This is a genomic window from Afifella sp. IM 167 (genome assembly GCF_020144925.1).
GTDB lineage: Bacteria > Pseudomonadota > Alphaproteobacteria > Rhizobiales > Afifellaceae > Afifella.
The window spans coordinates 1-17601 of sequence record NZ_NSLC01000012.1; the positions used below are offsets into that span (position 1 = coordinate 1).

General features: G+C 66.8%; 16 protein-coding genes. 15 read left to right on the forward strand and 1 reads right to left on the reverse strand.

Annotation, left to right across the window (positions count from 1 at the left end):
- The 14 genes from CLD20_RS18210 to CLD20_RS18275 all read left to right on the forward strand — a co-directional run.
- The coding region (locus CLD20_RS18210; protein ID WP_224408098.1) for an FtsW/RodA/SpoVE family cell cycle protein at positions 1-422 on the forward strand (422 nt) is incomplete at its 5' end.
- The gene (gene murG / locus CLD20_RS18215) at positions 419-1531 is read left to right on the forward strand and encodes an undecaprenyldiphospho-muramoylpentapeptide beta-N-acetylglucosaminyltransferase (protein ID WP_224408099.1); all 1113 of its coding nucleotides are present in this window, start codon (positions 419-421) and stop codon (positions 1529-1531) included. The genes CLD20_RS18210 and murG, both read left to right, overlap by 4 nt.
- Entirely contained in the window at positions 1528-2940 is a 1413-nt protein-coding gene (gene murC / locus CLD20_RS18220; protein WP_224408100.1) for a UDP-N-acetylmuramate--L-alanine ligase, read from the forward strand. The genes murG and murC overlap by 4 nt, the downstream gene beginning before the upstream one ends.
- A complete protein-coding gene (gene murB, locus CLD20_RS18225) occupies positions 2889-3884 on the forward strand; it encodes a UDP-N-acetylmuramate dehydrogenase (RefSeq protein WP_224408101.1) in 996 nt (331 codons plus the stop codon). The genes murC and murB overlap by 52 nt, the downstream gene beginning before the upstream one ends.
- Before the next feature lie 113 nt (positions 3885-3997).
- The gene (locus tag CLD20_RS18230) at positions 3998-4930 is read left to right on the forward strand and encodes a D-alanine--D-alanine ligase (RefSeq protein WP_224408102.1); all 933 of its coding nucleotides are present in this window, start codon (positions 3998-4000) and stop codon (positions 4928-4930) included.
- Positions 4918-5832 carry a cell division protein FtsQ/DivIB gene (locus tag CLD20_RS18235; protein WP_224408103.1) on the forward strand — a complete coding sequence of 305 codons (915 nt, stop codon included), beginning with the start codon at positions 4918-4920 and terminating at the stop codon, positions 5830-5832. Before CLD20_RS18230 ends, CLD20_RS18235 begins: the two co-directional genes overlap by 13 nt.
- 5 nt (positions 5833-5837) lie before the next feature.
- Complete coding sequence (ftsA, locus tag CLD20_RS18240; RefSeq protein ID WP_224408209.1) at positions 5838-7151, forward strand: cell division protein FtsA; 1314 nt, start codon at positions 5838-5840, stop codon at positions 7149-7151.
- Between the two features lie 86 nt (positions 7152-7237).
- A complete protein-coding gene (gene ftsZ / locus CLD20_RS18245) occupies positions 7238-9043 on the forward strand; it encodes a cell division protein FtsZ (protein ID WP_224408104.1) in 1806 nt (601 codons plus the stop codon).
- Between the two features lie 258 nt (positions 9044-9301).
- On the forward strand, positions 9302-10258 hold the full coding sequence (gene lpxC, locus CLD20_RS18250) for a UDP-3-O-acyl-N-acetylglucosamine deacetylase (protein WP_370636944.1): 957 nt from the start codon (positions 9302-9304) through the stop codon (positions 10256-10258).
- 151 nt (positions 10259-10409) lie between these two features.
- Positions 10410-11270 (forward strand): outer membrane protein assembly factor BamD, encoded by an 861-nt coding sequence (locus CLD20_RS18255; RefSeq protein ID WP_224408106.1) that lies wholly within the window; start codon positions 10410-10412, stop codon positions 11268-11270.
- Positions 11271-11285: 15 nt separating this feature from the next.
- Entirely contained in the window at positions 11286-12959 is a 1674-nt protein-coding gene (gene recN / locus CLD20_RS18260) for a DNA repair protein RecN (protein ID WP_224408107.1), read from the forward strand.
- An 18-nt stretch (positions 12960-12977) separates the two neighbouring features.
- On the forward strand, positions 12978-15143 hold the full coding sequence (gene ligA / locus CLD20_RS18265) for an NAD-dependent DNA ligase LigA (RefSeq protein ID WP_224408108.1): 2166 nt from the start codon (positions 12978-12980) through the stop codon (positions 15141-15143).
- A 69-nt stretch (positions 15144-15212) separates the two neighbouring features.
- Positions 15213-15956 carry an AzlC family ABC transporter permease gene (locus CLD20_RS18270; RefSeq protein ID WP_224408109.1) on the forward strand — a complete coding sequence of 248 codons (744 nt, stop codon included), beginning with the start codon at positions 15213-15215 and terminating at the stop codon, positions 15954-15956.
- On the forward strand, positions 15953-16261 hold the full coding sequence (locus CLD20_RS18275; RefSeq protein ID WP_224408110.1) for an AzlD family protein: 309 nt from the start codon (positions 15953-15955) through the stop codon (positions 16259-16261). The genes CLD20_RS18270 and CLD20_RS18275 overlap by 4 nt, the downstream gene beginning before the upstream one ends.
- 2 nt (positions 16262-16263) lie before the next feature.
- Here the strand turns inward: CLD20_RS18275 and CLD20_RS18280 are convergent, their stop codons facing one another.
- Positions 16264-16512 carry a DUF1127 domain-containing protein gene (locus tag CLD20_RS18280; RefSeq protein ID WP_224408111.1) on the reverse strand — a complete coding sequence of 83 codons (249 nt, stop codon included), beginning with the start codon at positions 16510-16512 and terminating at the stop codon, positions 16264-16266.
- A 146-nt stretch (positions 16513-16658) separates the two neighbouring features.
- On the opposite strand from CLD20_RS18280, the gene CLD20_RS18285 reads away from it, so the two are divergent.
- Positions 16659-17600, forward strand: a complete 942-nt coding sequence (locus tag CLD20_RS18285; RefSeq protein WP_224408112.1) for a LysR substrate-binding domain-containing protein — start codon at positions 16659-16661, stop codon at positions 17598-17600.
- Position 17601 lies beyond the last annotated feature (1 nt).

The window sequence follows — 17601 nt, forward strand, 5'->3', positions numbered from 1 at the left end:
GCTGGTCGGGGGCGGGACCGGGCGAGGGGGTGATGAAACGCATCCTGCCGGATTCCCATACCGATTTCGTCTTCGCGGTGATCGCGGAGGAATTTGGCATCATTCTCTGCCTGGCGCTCATTGCCATCTTCGGCTTCATCCTGATGCGCGGCCTGATGCATGCGCTGAGGCGCAAGCAGCCCTTCGAGCGGATGGCGATCGCCGGGCTCTCGATCCAGGTGGGGCTGCAGGCCTTCATCAACATGGGCGTCAACCTGCGGCTTCTGCCGGCGAAGGGCATGACGCTGCCCTTCATCTCCTATGGCGGCTCGGCGATGCTTTCGAGCGCGCTCGTCATGGGCTTCATCCTCGCCCTGTCGCGCGAGCGGGTGGAGCGCAAGGTCACCGTCGTGCCGCATCGGACGGCGCTCGGACAGGTATGAGCGGGGGCTCCGGCAAGACGGCGCTTCTGGCGGCCGGCGGCACGGGTGGACACCTCTTTCCGGCGCTGTCGCTGCGCGAAGCGCTGCTGAAGCGCGGCTGGCGGGTGGCGATCGCCACCGACAAGAGGGCGGGTGCCTATATCTCCGGCGTGCCGGCGGAGGATTTCTCGGCGATCGAGGCGGCAACGATCACGGCGGGCAATCCGCTGAAGGCGGCCATCTCGGTGATGAAGCTCGGCCGCGGCGTCCTGCAATCCCGCAAGATCATTTCGCGGCTCAAGGCCGACATCGTGGTCGGCTTTGGCGGCTATCCGACCGTGCCGCCGCTCGTCGCCGCCCGCAGCCTCGGTGTGGCGGCGCTGGTGCATGAGCAGAACGCCGTGCTCGGACGCGCCAACCGCTTTCTCCTCAAGGCGGGGGCGGCGCTTGCCACCGGCTTTCCCGACCCCAAGGGCGCCGAGGCGGCAAAGAAGGTCGTCTTTACCGGAAATCCCGTGCGCGCGATGGTGCTGGCAGCGGCCGAGCGTCCCTACGAGCCGCTGGGTTCCGAGGGAAAGTTCCACCTGCTCGTTTTCGGCGGCAGCCAGGGCGCGCGGGTTTTCTCAGAACTCGTACCGCAGGCGGTGCGGCTGATGCCCGAAGAGCTGCGCGCGCGGCTCGACCTCGTCCAGCAATGCCGGCCAGAGGATCTGGAGGCCGCCCGCGCGGACTATGCCGCGGCCGGGATCACGCCAGATCTGGAGCCCTTCTTCGGAGATCTGCCCGGGCGGATCGCGGCGGCACATCTCGTCATCAGCCGGGCAGGTGCCTCGACCGTCTCCGAACTCGCCGTCATCGGGCGGCCCGCCATCCTCGTGCCGCTGCCGCATGCACTCGACCAGGACCAGGCAGCCAATGCCCGTCTCCTCGACGATATCGGCGGCGGCTGGCTGATGGAGCAGAAGACACTGACGCCTGAAAAGCTTGCATCGACGCTGGCCGATTTGATAGCGCGTCCCGACCGGCTCGCGGAGGCGGCTGCCGCGGCACGCAAGGCCGGTCGCCCCGACGGGGCGGAAAGACTTGCCGACGCGGTCGAAGCGCTCTCGGAGCGAGGAATACAATCATGAAAATGCCCTATGACATAGGTGCAATACATTTCGTCGGCATTGGCGGGATTGGCATGAGCGGCATCGCCGAGGTGCTGATCAACCAGGGCTGCCGTGTGCAGGGATCGGACGTTGCCGATAGCGCCAATGTCGCGCGGCTGCGCGAGAAGGGGGCAAGCGTCGCCATCGGCCACCGCGCCGAGAACCTTGGCGAGGCGGTCGTGGTCGTCGTCTCCTCCGCGATCAAGCGGGACAATCCGGAGCTGAAGGAGGCGCGGGCGCGCGCGCTGCCGGTCGTGCGCCGGGCCGAGATGCTCGCCGAGCTGATGCGCCTCAAATCGGCCGTTGCTATCGGCGGCACGCATGGCAAGACCACCACCACCTCCATGGTGGCGGCCTTGCTCGATGCCGGCGGGCTCGACCCGACGGTCATCAATGGCGGCATCATCAACGCCTACGGCACCAATGCGCGCATGGGCGAGGGCGAATGGATGGTGGTGGAGGCCGACGAAAGCGACGGCACCTTCGTCAAGCTGCCGGCGGATGTCGCGGTCGTCACCAATATCGACCCGGAGCATCTGGACCATTACGGCTCCTTCGAGAAGGTGCGCGAAGCCTTCACGGCCTTCGTGGAGAATGTGCCTTTCTACGGCTTCGGTGTCCTCTGCCTCGACCATCCGGAGGTGCAGGGGCTGGTCAAGCGCATCGAGGACCGGCGCGTCGTCACCTACGGCGCCAATCCGCAGGCGGAAGTCCGCTTCCATTCCGTCACCTTCACGCCGGGGCGCTCGCATTTTTCGGTGGAGCGGCGCGACAGGCTGAGTGGCGAGATCGAGAATCTCGATTCACTCGAACTGCCGATGCCGGGCATTCACAACGTTTCCAATGCCACCGCCGCAATCGCCGTCGCCCGGCAGCTCGGCGTCAGCGAAGCGCAGATCCGCAAGGGGCTCGCCAGCTTCGGCGGCGTGAAACGGCGCTTCACCCTGACGGGCAGCTGGAATGGCGTTTCGATCTACGACGATTACGGCCACCACCCGGTGGAGATCGCCGCCGTTCTCAAGGCGGCGCGCGAGAGCGCCGATGGGCGCGTGATCGCCGTCGTCCAGCCGCACCGCTATTCGCGCCTTCATGACCTGTTCGACCAGTTCTGCGCCTGCTTCAACGAGGCCGATACGGTCATCGTCGCAGACGTCTATGCGGCCGGCGAGGAGCCGATCGAGGGTGCCGACCGCGACAGCCTTGTCGACGGGCTGAGGGCCGGCGGACATCGCGATGTGCGCGCGCTCGATGGCGAAGATGCGCTCGCGCCGCTGATCGCCGAGATCGCCCTGCCGAAGGATTTCGTCCTATGCCTCGGCGCGGGGTCCATCACCAAATGGGCGAATGCGCTCCCCGACCAGCTCGCCAGCCTGGAGAAGGCGGCTTGAGCCTCATCGGCTCGCTCGGCGACCGGCTTTCCGGTTTCCGGGGAACGCTGAAGGAAAACGAGCCGCTCGCGCCGATCGTCTGGTTCCGGGCGGGGGGGGCGGCTGAAGTGCTGGCGATGCCCGCCGATGCGGAAGACCTCGCCTTCCTGATGCGGGCGCTGCCCGAGGACGTGCCGGTCACCGTCATCGGGCTCGGCTCCAATCTCCTCATCCGCGACGGGGGCGTAGAAGGCGTCGTCCTGCGGCTTTCCGGCCGCGGCTTCGGCAAGGTCGCGGTGGAGGGAAGCCGCCTGAGGGCCGGAACCGCGCTTCCCGACAAGCTCTTCGCCAAGGCCGCGCTCGAGGCCGGCCTTTCCGGCTTTGCCTTCTATCACGGGATACCCGGCGCCCTCGGCGGGGCCCTCAGGATGAACGCCGGCGCCAACGGCGCGGAGACGCGAGACCGCCTCATCGAAGCGGTCGCCATCGACCGGCGCGGCGAGCGGCATGTCCTTTCCGGCGCGGAGATGGGCTATGCCTACCGGCACTCCGCCGCGCCGAAGGATTTTGTTTTCGTGGAGGCCCTTTTCGAGGGCACGCCCGCGCCCCGCGAAGAGATCCAGGCCGCCATGGACGAAGTGCAGGCGCACCGTGAGACCGTCCAGCCGATCAAGACCCGCACGGGCGGCTCCACCTTCAAGAACCCGCCGGGCAAGAGCGCCTGGAAGCTGATCGATGCGGCCGGCTGCCGCGGTCTGCGGGTGGGCGGCGCTCAGGTTTCGGAGCTCCACTGCAACTTCCTCATCAACGAGGCGGAGGCCACCGGCTACGACCTGGAGCTCCTCGGGGAGACGGTGCGCGCACGCGTCTTCCACCATTCCGGCGAGCGGCTGGAATGGGAGATCCGGCGCCTGGGGCGCTTCGGCAAGACGGGCGAAGTGGAGCCCTTTTTGGGCGAAGACTGAAACCGCCTCTTCGCCTCCCACCCATCGCCCATAGTTAACGATTTCTAACCTTTTCCCTTCAAGGATGGTGAACCGAACAGGGACGACGCCGTCGGCGGGGAGAGGGAACGGGAATGGCAGGAAGCAAGCACGTCGCCGTCCTCATGGGGGGCTGGTCGTCGGAGCGGCCCGTCAGCCTTTCCTCCGGGACGGCCTGCGCCGACGCGCTGCAGGAACGCGGCTTCCAGGTGAGCCGCATCGATGTTGGGCGCGACATCGCCACCGTCCTTTCCGAGCTTCGCCCGGACGTCGCCTTCAACGCCCTGCACGGGCCTTTCGGCGAGGACGGCAGGATCCAGGGCGTCCTGGAGATTCTGGAGATTGCCTACACGCATTCGGGCGTGCTCGCTTCGGCGCTCGCCATGAACAAGGTCAAGGCCAAAGCCGTCGCCGAACGCGCCGGCGTGCCGGTGGCCGAGCAGGAAGTCGTCACGCGCGCCGAGGCCGCACGCGAGCATGTCATGTCGCCGCCCTATGTGGTGAAGCCGATCGGCGAGGGCTCCTCCTTCGGTGTCATCATCGTTCCGCAAGGCCAGCGGCACCCCCCGCAATCGCTTATGGGGGAGGAATGGACCTTCGGCGAGGAGGTGCTGGTGGAGCGCTTCGTGCCCGGAAAGGAGCTCACCTGCGCGGTGATGGGGGCCCCCGGCGAGGAGGAGGCGCTCGACATCATCGACATCGTGCCGCTCGGCCACGGTTTCTATGATTATGACGCAAAATACGCTGCTGGCGGCTCCAGACACATCCTGCCGGCGGAAATTAAACCCTTTGTTTACCAAAATATCCGCAGGTTCGCCTTGGAGGCGCATCGTGCCATCGGCTGCCGCGGCGTTTCCCGCAGCGACTTCCGGTACTGCGAGGAAAACGATGATCTCATCTGGCTGGAAGTGAACACCCAGCCTGGCATGACGCCTACCTCTCTGGTGCCCGAAATGGCCGCCCATGCCGGTCGGGATTTCGGGGATCTGGTGACCTGGATGGTGGAGGACGCATCGTGCCGACGATAGGCGAATGGCTGGCTGATCAGGGCGCGCGCATCGATGCGCTCGGCGCCTCGCTCGGCGAGCGCGTGCGCCATCTCGTGCCGCCGCGCCTTCGCCGCATCATGGAGAAGATGCAGACGCGCCGACAGAAGCCCTACGGGCAGATCGCGGCCATCTCCTTTCTCGGCGCCACCATTCTCTACGGGCTCGTCGTCGGCGGCCATATGGCGACGCTTCTCGATCGCACTGTCGCGGCCGCCTTCTTCGGCATCGATACGATCCGCATCTCCGGCAACCGCGAAACTTCCGAGCTGACGGTTCTGGAAACGCTCGAGATCAACGGCGGCTCTCTCATCGGCTTCAACGCGAAGACCGCGCGCAAGCGCCTCGCAGACCTTCCCTGGGTGAAGACGGCCGATATCCGCAAGTTCTATCCGAGCCGTCTCGACATCACGCTGGTGGAGCGCGTGCCCTACGCCCTCTGGCAGAACGACGAGGTCATCTCGCTGATCGACAAGGACGGCATCGTCATCACCGGCTACAACGATGCGCGATTTTCCGGTCTTCCCTTCATCGTCGGCCGCGGCGCCAACGAGCGTGCGCCGGAGTTCCTCGCTGCGCTCGACCAGCATCCGGACCTTGCCCGCCGGGTGCGGAGCTGCGTCCTCGTCTCGGAGCGGCGCTGGAACATCGTCACCGACAACGGCATCACCGTGCAGCTGCCCGAGGGCGGCGTGTCGGACGCCTTCGCGCGCCTGGAGCGGCTCCAGTCGGATGACAACGTCCTTGCCCGCGAAATCGCCGTCATCGACCTGCGCCTGAAGGATCGTGTCCGCTTCGGCCTGACGGAGAACGTCGCCGAGACGATCACCAAGGAGAACGAATCCGTCATCCGCAGGCTGGCCAAGGCGGGAGGCGAGATTTGAACGCCATCAACGACAATGCCGGTTCGCGCATCAAGCCGCTGTCGCCGCGCCGCGCGGCCGTCGTCAGCGTGCTCGATATCGGCTCGTCCAAGATCGCCTGCCTGATCGCAAGGCTGAAGCCGGCGGAGGGCGAGCTCTCCCTGAAGCGAACGCATGATGCGGAGGTGATCGGCTTCGGCCTGACGCGCTCGCGCGGCATCAAGTCCGGCACCGTCGTCGATCTCGACGAGGCCGAGAAGGCGATCCGGATCGCCGTCGACCAGGCCGAGCGCATGGCCGACATGACGATTGGCTCCGTGATCGTGAATATCTCTGCCGGACGTCTGCGCTCGGAGAATTTTTCAGCTTCCATCGATCTCGGCAGCTCGGCCGTCAGCTCGGCCGACATTCAGCGGGTGCTCGGTGCGGGCTGCGTCAATTCCATCGCCGACGGGCGCATGGTTATCCATTCGCTGCCGATCGGCTATTCGCTCGACGGCCATCGGGGCATCTCCGATCCATGCGGCATGCTGGGCAACGAACTCGGCGTCGACATGCATGTGGTGACGGCCGACGACGCGCCGCTCTGCAACCTGGAACTGGCGGTCAATCGCTGCCATCTGGAAGTGGAGACGGTGGTGGCGACGCCCTATGCCTCCGGCCTCTCGGTGATCGTCGACGACGAGGCCGAGCTCGGGGTCGCCTGCATCGATTTCGGCGGCGGCACGACGAGCCTCTCCATCTTCTATGAAGGACAGTTCATCCACGCCGCCTCCGTTCCAGTCGGCGGCAACCACGTCACCATGGATATCGCCCGCGGGCTCTCCACCAGCCTTGCGGATGCGGAGAGGCTGAAGGCGCGCCACGGCTCGGCGCTGCCCTCCATCTCCGACGAGAAGGACATCCTGACCATCCCGCCGGTCGGTGAGGACGAGCGAGACGCCCCGAACGCGGTGCCGCGCTCCACCCTCACGCGCATCATCCGCCCGCGCATCGAGGAGACCCTCGAGATGGCGCGCGAGATGATCGACACGTCCGGTTTCGGCGAGGTCGTTGGAAAGCGGGTGGTTCTGACCGGCGGCGCAAGCCAGCTCACCGGCCTTGCCGAGACGGCACGCCGGGTGCTCGGCCGTAATGTGCGGCTCGGCAGGCCAAGCAGCGTCGGCAGTCTGCCGGAAGCGGTGAAGGGGGCTGCCTTCGCCACCTCGGTCGGCCTCGTCGTCTACCCGCAGGTGGCACGGATCGAACAGTTTCGTACCCGCCGGCCGGGCAGGCTCCTGGCCACGGGCACGGACGGATACTTCGCCCGGATGGGGCGATGGATACGCGAAAGTTTCTGAGTGCGGCGCTACGGCGTCGCGAAAGAGTAATCGGCGCAGGCGAGTAGGGATGGCCGGCGCGCGGAGAGCGGCGAAAGGACGAGACGATGGGTATCAATTTGCATATGCCGGACCTGACCGAGCTGAAGCCAAGGATCACCGTGTTCGGTGTCGGCGGCGCAGGCTGCAACGCGGTCAACAACATGATCGAAGCTGGCCTGAAGGGCGTCGACTTCGTCGTCGCCAATACGGACGCGCAGGCGCTGACCATGTCGCGCGCTGAGCGCGTCGTGCAGATGGGCGTGGCGGCGACCGAGGGGCTCGGTGCCGGCTCGCAGCCGGAGATCGGTCGTGCCGCGGCCGAGGAGACGATCGACGAGATCAATGACCACCTCTCCGGTGCCCACATGGTGTTCATCACGGCCGGCATGGGCGGCGGCACGGGAACGGGTGCCGCTCCGATCGTGGCGCGGGCCGCGCGTGAGATGGGCATCCTGACCGTCGGCGTCGTTACCAAGCCGTTCCAGTTCGAGGGGCAGCGCCGCATGCGCCTCGCCGATGCCGGCATCTCCGAGCTTACCCAGCACGTCGACACGCTGATCGTCATCCCGAATCAGAACCTCTTCCGCATCGCCAACGAGAAGACGACCTTCGCGGACGCCTTCGCCATGGCTGACGAGGTGCTCTATTCGGGCGTCGCCTGCATCACCGACCTGATGGTCAAGGACGGGCTGATCAATCTCGACTTCGCCGACGTTCGCTCCGTGATGCGCTCCATGGGCAAGGCCATGATGGGCACGGGCGAAGCTTCCGGCGACAAGCGCGCCGTGGAGGCGGCGGAGAAGGCGATCGCCAATCCGCTGCTCGACGAGGTTTCCATGCGCGGCGCGCAGGGTCTCCTGATCTCCATCACCGGAGGCAAGGACATGACCCTCTTCGAGGTGGACGAGGCTGCCAGCCGCGTGCGCGAGGAAGTCGAGAGCGACGCCAACATCATCTTCGGCGCCACCTTCGACGAGAGCCTGGAGGGCGTCATCCGCGTCTCCGTCGTGGCGACCGGCATCGACCAGGCCGAGCGCTCCGTGGAGAACGACAACGAGGAGCGCATGCAGGAGCTCACCCGGCGCCTGAAGAGCGTCGGCGGCTCCGGTGGTCAGGGTGGCCGTCCGGCCCAGCCGGCCGCTCATGCCGACGTGGCGAGCTTCGAAGAGGCGATGGCGCAGGATCTGGAGCGTGAGCTCGCGATGCCCCGCCATGCGCCGGTCAACGGCAACCAGAGCGTTCGCACCGCGCCGGCGCCTGCCGGCCGCCAGGGTGGCCAGCCCGCACCGGCCGCCCGTGCCGGCGAGCGCCAGGAGCGCGCTATCAAGATCGGCCCGTTCCGTCCGGAGCCCTCGCTGATCGCGCCACGCGAGCCGGAGAGCGACATGGACGTCGCCCGCGACGCGCCGGTCCGGCGCCAGGAGGCTTTCGTGCCGCCGGCCGCCGAGCGTCCGCTCTCCACTCAGGCACGCATGCCGAAGGTGGAGGATTTCCCGGCGATCGCACAGCGGCAGATCCATGCCAGCCGTGACGGCCACGAGGCGGCACCGGCCGGTGAGGATCGTCGTCCGCGCTCGCTCCTGGCGCGCATCACCCACGGTCTTTCCAAGCATGCGGAAGGCGAGGACGAGACGGCCATGCGCCAGCAGCGCGGCATGGAAGTCGAGCCGCGGATGGAGCAGGCACCGGCCGAGCGCGCCCCGGCTCGCCCGTCGGTCGCCGAGACCTTCGGCCGTCCGCAGCAGCGGCGGACGCAGGAGACCGCGGCCCGCGGCGGGCTCGACCCGCACGGCCGTCCCGCGCCCGCTTCGGCGCATAACGAGGACGACCAGCTGGAAATCCCGGCCTTTCTGCGGCGCCAGACCAGCTGAAACACGGCGACATTTTGCGTGATCAAGGGCCCCGGCGAGATTTTCGCCGGGGCCTTTTTCAGTTCTAAGCTATTGGAAAACGAAGATATTTCGTCCTGTGAGACGAAAGAGAAAATGGTAACAAAGGGTAAGAAAGCTTGATTGGCGAAAATGTGACGCTTGCTGGTAGCTTCCGCCATATCGGAGCGCTGGCTGTGTGGGGACGGCATCGGGCATGCGAGCGCAGGCCCGGACGGCACCGTGGAAGGGCAGGGGTTGATGGTACATCCGTGGTACGGATCGCAGAGAACGCTGCGCCAAGAGGCGGAGCTTACCGGCGTCGGCACGCATAGCGGCAAGTCCGTGACGCTCCGGCTATGTCCGGCAGAGCCCGGGACGGGCATTGTCTTCCAGCGCCGCGACGCGAACGGCAACGACATTTCGATCCCGGCCCGTTCTTCCTCGCTCGGCGGTACGGAGCTGTGCACCATCCTCGCCGATCCTTCCGGCGTTTCCGTCGCCACGATCGAGCATCTGATGGCGGCGGTCTCCGCCTTTTTCATCGACAATCTGATCATCGAAATCGACGCCGGCGAAGTGCCGGTCATGGACGGCAGTTCGATGCCTTTCGTGGAGGCGATCGATGAGGTGGGCATCGTAGCGCAGAACGCGCCGGCGCATGCCATCCGTGTCCTGAAGCCGGTGCGGGTCGAGCACGGCTCCTCCTGGGCCGAGTTCATTCCCCAGGATAGCCGGCGCTTCACCGTCGAGATCGACTTCGACTGCCCGGCGATCGGCCGGCAGAAGCAGAGCATCAACGTCACCCCACAGAGCTTCCGCCGGGAGATCGCCCGCGCCCGCACCTTCGGATACATGAAGGATGTGAAGCTGCTCTGGTCGAAGGGCCTTGCCCTTGGCTCTTCCCTCGACAATGCCGTGGTCATCTCCGACGGCAAGGTCATGAACCCGGAGGGGCTGCGCTATCCGGACGAATTCGTCCGCCACAAGCTTCTCGACGCCATCGGCGACCTGTCGCTCGCCGGCGCGCCGATCATCGGCCACTACCGGTCCTATCGCGGCGGCCACAAGGTCAACGCCATGGCGCTCGATGCGCTGATGTCGGACCGCTCCGCCTGGAGTCGTCTGGTCGCCAGCGACAACCGCCCGCGCCGCGCCGAGCAGGGTGAGGCGATGGCCGCCTACTGGGCTCCGGCCTTCGCTCCCGAGCTTTCCTGAACGTCATCACAACTGGGCCACTTTTTGGTGGTGAGGGCTGTGCGCGAGCGGGCTGGTCCGCAACGCAGGGCCAGCATCGCCGCAATGCCTTTGCAGCCGGCCCTTTCTTCGATATGGAGGCGCGGTGCCTCTAGTGCCCCCGTGTGGATGTATGACCCTGACTGACGCCGCCTCACGCTCCTCCCGCATCCTCGCCGCCGGCTTTCTCGTCGCCGTGCTGGCCGCGCCGCTCGGCGCCTGCTCGCTCTTCGGCACAAAGACGGTCGAGCTGGACGAGGAGACGACCGAGCCGCCGGATCGCCTCTACAACGAGGGCCTCGCTCTGATGAACGAGGGCGAGGTTGCGGACGCCAAGAAGAAGTTTGCCGAGGTCGACAAGCAGCATCCCTATTCGGAATATGCGCGCCGCTCGATGGTCCTGTCGGCCTATCTCAACTACAAGCGCGGCGATTACCAGGAGGCGGTCAACGAGGCCAAGCGCTTCGTGACGCTGTTCCCCGCGAGCGAAGACGCCGCCTACGCACAGTACATCATCGCCGAATCGTACTACCGGCAAATCCCGGACGTGACGCGTGACCAGGAGATGACGCAGCGCGCGCTGCTCGCCTATGGCGAGATCCTGCGCAAATATCCCGATTCGGAATATGCCGACGATGCGCGCCGCAAGATCGAGTTCGGGCGCGACCAGCTTGCCGGCAAGGAGATGCAGACGGGCCGCTACTACATGGAGCGGCAGGAATATCTCGCCGCGATCAATCGCTTCAAGACGGTGATCACCGCCTACCAGACGACCCGCCACGTCGAAGAGGCGCTGCACCGGCTGGTGGAGGCCTATCTGGCGCTCGGTATCGTCAACGAGGCGCAGACGGCTGCCGCCGTGCTCGGCCACAATTTCCCCGACAGCCAATGGTACCAGGATTCTTACCGGCTTCTGGCCGGAAAGGGCGTGGAACCATCCGAAAGTCAGGGATCGTGGATCTCGCGGGCCTTTCGGTCGGGCAAGTCTGCTTGATATCCTCCCCCGGCCATGCTGGCCAACCTGACCATCCGCGACATCGTTCTCATAGAGCGGCTGTCCATCGACTTTGATCCCGGTCTCAGCGTCCTGACGGGCGAGACCGGCGCCGGCAAATCCATCCTTCTCGACGCTCTGGCCCTCGCCCTTGGCGCGCGCGGCGACGCCGCACTCGTGCGCAGCGGACAGTCGCAGGGCCACGTCACCGCCGTCTTCGAGCCGGTGCCGACGCACCCGGCCGTGCTCATGTGCGAGGAGAACAACATCGAGGTGGAGGGTCCTCTGATCCTCCGGCGCCAGCAATCTGCAGATGGGCGCAGCCGCGCCTTCATCAACGATCAGCCGGTCTCCGTCTCTCTGCTGCGCGAGATCGGCCACCTGCTGGTGGAGATCCACGGCCAGCACGACGAGCGCGCCATGGTCTCCGCCGAAGAGCATCGCCGGCTTGTCGACGCTTTCGGCGGGCTGGAGCCGGAGCGCGCCGAGGTCGCCCGGCGCGCCGAGGCGCTGCGCAAGGCGAAGAAGGATACGGCCGAGCTCCGAGCGTCCATCGAGGCGGCCGAGCGCGAGGCGGATTATCTGCGCGCCTCCGTGGGGGAACTGGAGCAGCTCTCGCCCGAGCTCGGCGAGGAGGAACGGCTCGCCGACCGCCGTCGGCTCATGATGCAGTCGGAAAAAATCGCCGGCGACCTTTCAGATGCGCAGGATCTGCTGGGTGGCTCCGCCTCGCCGGTGCCGGATCTGGCCGGCCTCCTGAGGCGGCTGGAACGCAAGCAGGCCGACATGCCGGAGATCATGGACCAGATCGTGGGCGCGCTCGGCGAGGCGCTCGACCGGATCGAGGATGCGCGCGCCGGGCTGACGGAGGCCCTGCAGCAGATCGACCACGATCCCGGCGAGCTGGAGCGAATCGAGGAACGCCTCTTCGCCATTCGCGCGGCCGCCCGCAAATACCGCTGCGAGCCCGACGCGCTGCCGGGCGTGGCGGCCGAGTTCGCGGCCAAGCTCCACGATTTCGAGAGCGGAACCGAACGGCTCGCGGCGCTGGAAAAGGCGGTGAGCGAAGCGGATCTTCACTATGTGGAGGCCGCCGAGCTGCTTTCGGAAAAACGCGCCGAGACGGCGAAGCATCTGGAAGATGCGGTCGCGAAGGAATTGCCGGCGGTCAAACTCGAAGCGGCTCGATTCATCGTGGCCATCGACCGCGACAGGGAGCGGCGCGGGCCGGATGGGATCGACGCCGTCTCCTTCGAGGTGCAGACCAATCCGGGCACGGCACCGGGGCCGATCATGAAGGTGGCTTCCGGCGGCGAACTCTCGCGCTTTCTTCTCGTCCTCAAGGTGGCGCTCGCCGATCGCGGCTCGGCGCCGACCCTCGTCTTCGACGAGATCGATGCCGGCGTCGGCGGCGCCGTGGCGGAGGCGATCGGCAAGCGTCTGGCGCGGCTCGCGGAGCGGGTCCAGGTGATGTCCGTCACCCATGCGCCGCAGGTGGCCGCGCGCGCGGCAGGCCATTTCGTCATCTCCAAGAGCCTTGCCGAGGGCGGCAAGAGGGCGGCGACGGAAGTGAACCGGGTGGAGAAGGACGAGCGGCGCGAGGAAATTGCCCGCATGCTCGCCGGCGCCACCATTTCCGAAGAGGCAAGGGCGGCCGCCGAGCGGCTGATCGTCGGCGAGGCGGTATAGATGGTGAAGAAGGTCTAGATGGCGAAGAAGCAGGGGGCGGCCGGCGAGGGGACGCCCGAAACGTCGGTCGAGGCGCTGACGATCGAGGAGGCCGAGGCGGAGCTGAAGCGCCTGGCCGAGGAGATCGCGGGGCACGACAAGCGCTACTACGAGGATGACGCGCCGGCGATAGCGGACGCCGATTACGACGCGCTGCGCCAGCGAAACCTCGCCATCGAAGCGCGCTTTCCGGAACTGAAGCGAAGCGATTCGCCCTCCGAGAAAGTCGGTGCCCGACCCTCGGGGCGGTTCGCCAAGGTCCGGCATTCCGTGCCGATGCTGTCGCTCGACAACGCCTTCTACGACGAGGACGTGCACGAATTCGTTGCCCGGATCGGCCGCTTCCTCGGCTTCAAGGACGGGCGCGCCCTGGCCCTTCTTGCAGAGCCGAAGATCGACGGGCTCTCCGCCTCGCTGCGCTACGAGAACGGCGTCTTCGTACGCGGTGCGACCCGCGGCGACGGCACGGAGGGCGAGGACGTTACGGCCAATCTGAGGACCGTCGAGGACATTCCCGAAAAGCTCGGCAAGGGCGCGCCCGAGGTCATCGAGATCCGCGGCGAGGTCTATATGAGCCATGCCGATTTTGCCGCCCTGAATGCGCGCATGGCGGAGGAGGGGGACCGGCAGTTCGCCAATCCGCGAAACGGGGCCGCCGGTTCCTTGCGCCAGCTCGACCCTTCCGTCACCGCAAGCCGGCCGCTGCGCTTCTTTGCCTATGGTTGGGGAGAGACGACGAAGCTGCCCTCCGACACGCAGTCCGGCGCCATGGAGGCTTTCCGCGACTGGGGGCTACCGACGAACCCGTTCATGAAGCTTTGCGCCGACGTGGAGGAGGCCCTTGCCCATTATCGCGAGATCGAGGCCGAGCGTGCGCGGCTCGGCTACGATATCGACGGCGTCGTCTACAAGGTCAACGAGCTCGCCCTGCAGGAGCGGCTCGGCTTCGTCTCGCGCTCCCCGCGCTGGGCGATCGCGCACAAGTTTCCTGCCGAGAAGGCGACGACGGTGCTGGAAGATATCGAGATCCAGGTGGGGCGCACCGGTGCGCTGACGCCGGTCGCCAAGCTCGCCCCGGTCACGGTCGGCGGCGTCGTGGTGCAGAACGCCACTTTGCACAACGAGGACTACATCAAGGGGATCGGCCGCGACGGCGAGGAAATCCGCGGCGGCAAGGACATCAGGATCGGCGATACGGTCACGATCCAGCGCGCTGGCGACGTCATCCCGCAGGTTCTCGACGTCGATCTGGCGCGCAGGCCGAAGGGCGCCAAACCCTATGTCTTTCCGCAGAAATGTCCGATTTGCGGCTCCGACGCAGTGCGCGAGCACGATCCCAAGACCGGCCGCACGGATGCCGTGCGCCGCTGCACCGGCGGGCTCATCTGCGACGCGCAGGCGATGGAACGGCTGAAGCATTTCGTGTCGCGCGATGCCTTCGACATCGAGGGGCTCGGCTCCAAGCAGGTGGAGGCTTTCTGGCGCGACGGGCTGATCCGCCATCCCTCCGACATCTTCACGCTCGCCGAGCGCGACAAGGGCTCGCTGAAGAAGCTGAAGGACCGCGAGGGCTGGGGCGAAACGAGCGTGGCGAACCTCTTCGCCGCCATCGACGAGCGGCGCGACATCGCGCTTGCCCGTTTCATCTATGGGCTCGGCATCCGCCATGTCGGCGAGACCAACGCCCGCCGGCTGGCCCGCCATTACGGCACGGCGGAGCCCTTTATCGAAGGCGCAAAGGCGGCTGCGGATCAGGCCGGCGCGGCCTGGCAGGAACTCAATGACATCGACGGCATCGGACCGGTCGTCGCCGAGGCGGTGACGCAGTTCTTCGCCGAGGAGCACAATCTTGAGGAGATCGAGAAGCTCCTGAAGCAAGTGACGCCGCGCGAGGCGGAGAAGGTGGCCTCCTCCTCGCCGGTGGCAGGCAAGACCGTCGTCTTCACCGGCTCGCTGGAGAAGATGACGCGCGACGAGGCGAAGGCGCAGGCCGAACGCCTCGGCGCCAAGGTGTCAGGCTCCGTCTCGGGCAAGACCGACCTTGTCGTTGCCGGACCCGGCGCCGGCTCCAAGCTGAAGAAGGCGGCCGAGCTCGGCGTCGAAGTGATCGACGAGGAAGCCTGGCTGAAGCTCGCCAGCGGGTGAGGGCGCGCTTCAGCGAACCGCAAGCTTCGCTTCAGGAAAGCTGACGGGACAGGTCAGGATCTCTGACATATGGTCCGCCGCATGCTCGCTCCCGCCGAACCTTCCTCCAGACGTACGCAGATCCTTCTCGGGCTGAGGGACATGGCGCCGGTGCTTCTGCCGAACTGCGTCTTTGGCATGCTCTTCGGGGCGATCGCGACGAGCGACGGCATGCCGTTCGGGCGCGTCGTGGCGATGAGCGCCGTCTTCTATGCCGGTGCCTCGCAATTCGTGGCGCTGGAGCTCTGGGGGACGCCGCTGCCCTTCTGGACAATCGTTCTGGCGGTGCTGGCGGTGAATTTCCGCCATATCCTCTACTCGGCGGCGCTCGGGCGGCGAACGCGGCACTGGCCGCTTTCGGGCCGGCTCCTCGCCTTTGCCGGGCTGACAGATCCGGTCTTTGCGCTGTCGGAATACCGGGCCGGGCCGCGGCTTTCGGCGGCCTATTACGTCGCGGTTTCCGGGCCGCTCTATCTTGCCTGGGTCGGCGCAACCGGCGTTGGTGCCGCCTTCGGCTCGGGCATCGGCGATCCAGGGCGCTTCAGCCTCGATTTCGTGATGACGGCCTATTTCATCTTCCTGGTCACGCGTTTCCGCAGCCGTCCGAATGCCTTCTGGGTGATCGCGGCAAGCGCGCTGGCGGCCCTCCCCACCTGGTACTTCGCCGGAGCGCCCTGGCATATCGGGGCGGGTGCCTTCGCCGGTATTTCGGTGGCGGTGCTCCTCGCCGGCGGGACGGGCGCGCGCTCCGACGAGGATGAGGCGGCGGCATGAGCGGGGAATGGCAGCCGCTCCTCCTCATCCTCGCCTGCGGCCTCGTCACCTACGCGACGCGGATCGGAGGCGACGTCATCCTTTCGCGCTTCGGGCGTCTGTCGCCGCGGGTGGAAGCGGCGCTCGACGCCGTCCCGGCCGCAGTGATGACCACGCTGATCGTGCCGATGGCGCTGGCGACGGGCGCTGCCGAAACACTCGCCGCCATTCTCACCATCCTCGCCTCGCTGCGCTTTTCCATGCCGGTGACACTCATCGTGGGCGTCGGTTCGCTTTTCGTGCTGCGGGCACTTCTGGGGAGCTGACCTCAGAACGGCAGACGCCGCAGTTGCGGCCAGTCCAGCGGCATGAACAGCGCCGCCTTATAGAGGAGACGGTCGGGCTCCGGCCTAATGCCGCGGCCGCTGGTGCCGCCCGCCGCCATCGCCTGCGCGGCTTCATCGACATGGTCCGGCTCGATGCCGATATCGGCGAGAAGATCGGGTGACAGGCCCCTCAGATCATGAGCCGCCTGACGACGACGACGGGCCTTGCGCATTTCGCTGATGAATCGCATTCACGTTCTCCATGACTGAAGGTCAGGCTGTCCGGTCTTGGCTGCCCAACCGATGAAGGGTAAGGTAGCGAGACACGGCTGAGAGTTCGAACGCGCAAGGCGCATGCGAGCATGAGCGTCGTTCAAGTACGCCTAGGGAGAGAGCGATGCAGGAACCGAGCCTTCCCCCGCTGCCGCCCCTGCATGCGCTGAGGAGCTTCCATGCCGCGGCGCATTTCGGCCGCTTCCGCGAGGCGGCGGCAGCCCTCGGCCTGACGGAATCGGCGATCAGCCACCAGGTGCGCAAACTGGAGGAGTATCTCGGCACGAAGCTCTTCGAGCGGCGGGGGAACGCCGTGAAGCTGACGCTGGCCGGCCAGACCTATTTCGCCGAGATCGATCCGGCTTTCGCCGCCATCCGCAAGGCGACGGAGGGGCTTTCCGGCCCGTGCTGCCGGGTCTCGCTGACGCTCCCGAGCTCGCTGGTGACGATGTGGCTGATCCCGCGCCTCGTCGATCTGGAGCAGGCGCTGCCGGAAGTCTATCTGCAGCTTTCGCCCTCCAACCGCATCGTCGACATGCGGCGCGAACAGATCGATCTGGCGCTCCGCCACGGCAAGGGAGACTGGCCGGGCATCGTTGCCACGCACCTTTTCGACGAGCAGACCTTTCCGGTCTGCAAGCCGGGCTTCGTGCCGGAGGGCGCCGACCCGGAAGAGGCCCTGAAATCGGTGCGTCTTCTCGTCAACGCCGCGCACCGCGAGGAATGGTGCGAATGGGCGCAGGCGCGGGGAATTACCCCCCCTTCGCTGGACAACGCGCTGGCGCTGGACGGCACGGAGCAGATCGTGGAGGCGGCCGCCGGCGGGGTCGGGCTCGGCATCGGCAGGCGGCCGATGATCGACCGGCTGGTGGAGGATGGGCGCGTGGTGGCGCCCTTCGGCACCGCCGACGAAAGCGGCTATGCCTACTATCTCGCCTGGCGCGAGGATGCCGAACTCAGCGTGCCGGCACGCCAGGTGGCGCGCTGGCTGATGCGCATCGTGAAAGGGGAGGCGGCGGCCGCCGCGCTTTTTCCCGAAGCGCCGATCTCAGCCCTCTCCGCCTGAG

Excerpts from the sequence above, each read along its gene's own strand:
- CLD20_RS18230 (WP_224408102.1), top strand. The coding sequence starts at position 3,998 with ATGGCAGGAAGCAAGCACGTCGCCGTCCTCATGGGGGGCTGGTCGTCG.
- CLD20_RS18270 (WP_224408109.1), top strand. The coding sequence starts at position 15,213 with ATGGTCCGCCGCATGCTCGCTCCCGCCGAACCTTCCTCCAGACGTACG.
- recN (WP_224408107.1), top strand. The coding sequence starts at position 11,286 with ATGCTGGCCAACCTGACCATCCGCGACATCGTTCTCATAGAGCGGCTG.
- lpxC (WP_370636944.1), top strand. The coding sequence starts at position 9,302 with ATGGTACATCCGTGGTACGGATCGCAGAGAACGCTGCGCCAAGAGGCG.
- CLD20_RS18280 (WP_224408111.1), bottom strand. The coding sequence starts at position 16,512 with ATGCGATTCATCAGCGAAATGCGCAAGGCCCGTCGTCGTCGTCAGGCG.
- ftsZ (WP_224408104.1), top strand. The coding sequence starts at position 7,238 with ATGGGTATCAATTTGCATATGCCGGACCTGACCGAGCTGAAGCCAAGG.
- CLD20_RS18285 (WP_224408112.1), top strand. The coding sequence starts at position 16,659 with ATGCAGGAACCGAGCCTTCCCCCGCTGCCGCCCCTGCATGCGCTGAGG.
- ligA (WP_224408108.1), top strand. The coding sequence starts at position 12,978 with ATGGCGAAGAAGCAGGGGGCGGCCGGCGAGGGGACGCCCGAAACGTCG.
- CLD20_RS18275 (WP_224408110.1), top strand. The coding sequence starts at position 15,953 with ATGAGCGGGGAATGGCAGCCGCTCCTCCTCATCCTCGCCTGCGGCCTC.
- CLD20_RS18255 (WP_224408106.1), top strand. The coding sequence starts at position 10,410 with ATGACCCTGACTGACGCCGCCTCACGCTCCTCCCGCATCCTCGCCGCC.
- murB (WP_224408101.1), top strand. The coding sequence starts at position 2,889 with ATGGGCGAATGCGCTCCCCGACCAGCTCGCCAGCCTGGAGAAGGCGGC.
- murG (WP_224408099.1), top strand. The coding sequence starts at position 419 with ATGAGCGGGGGCTCCGGCAAGACGGCGCTTCTGGCGGCCGGCGGCACG.
- murC (WP_224408100.1), top strand. The coding sequence starts at position 1,528 with ATGAAAATGCCCTATGACATAGGTGCAATACATTTCGTCGGCATTGGC.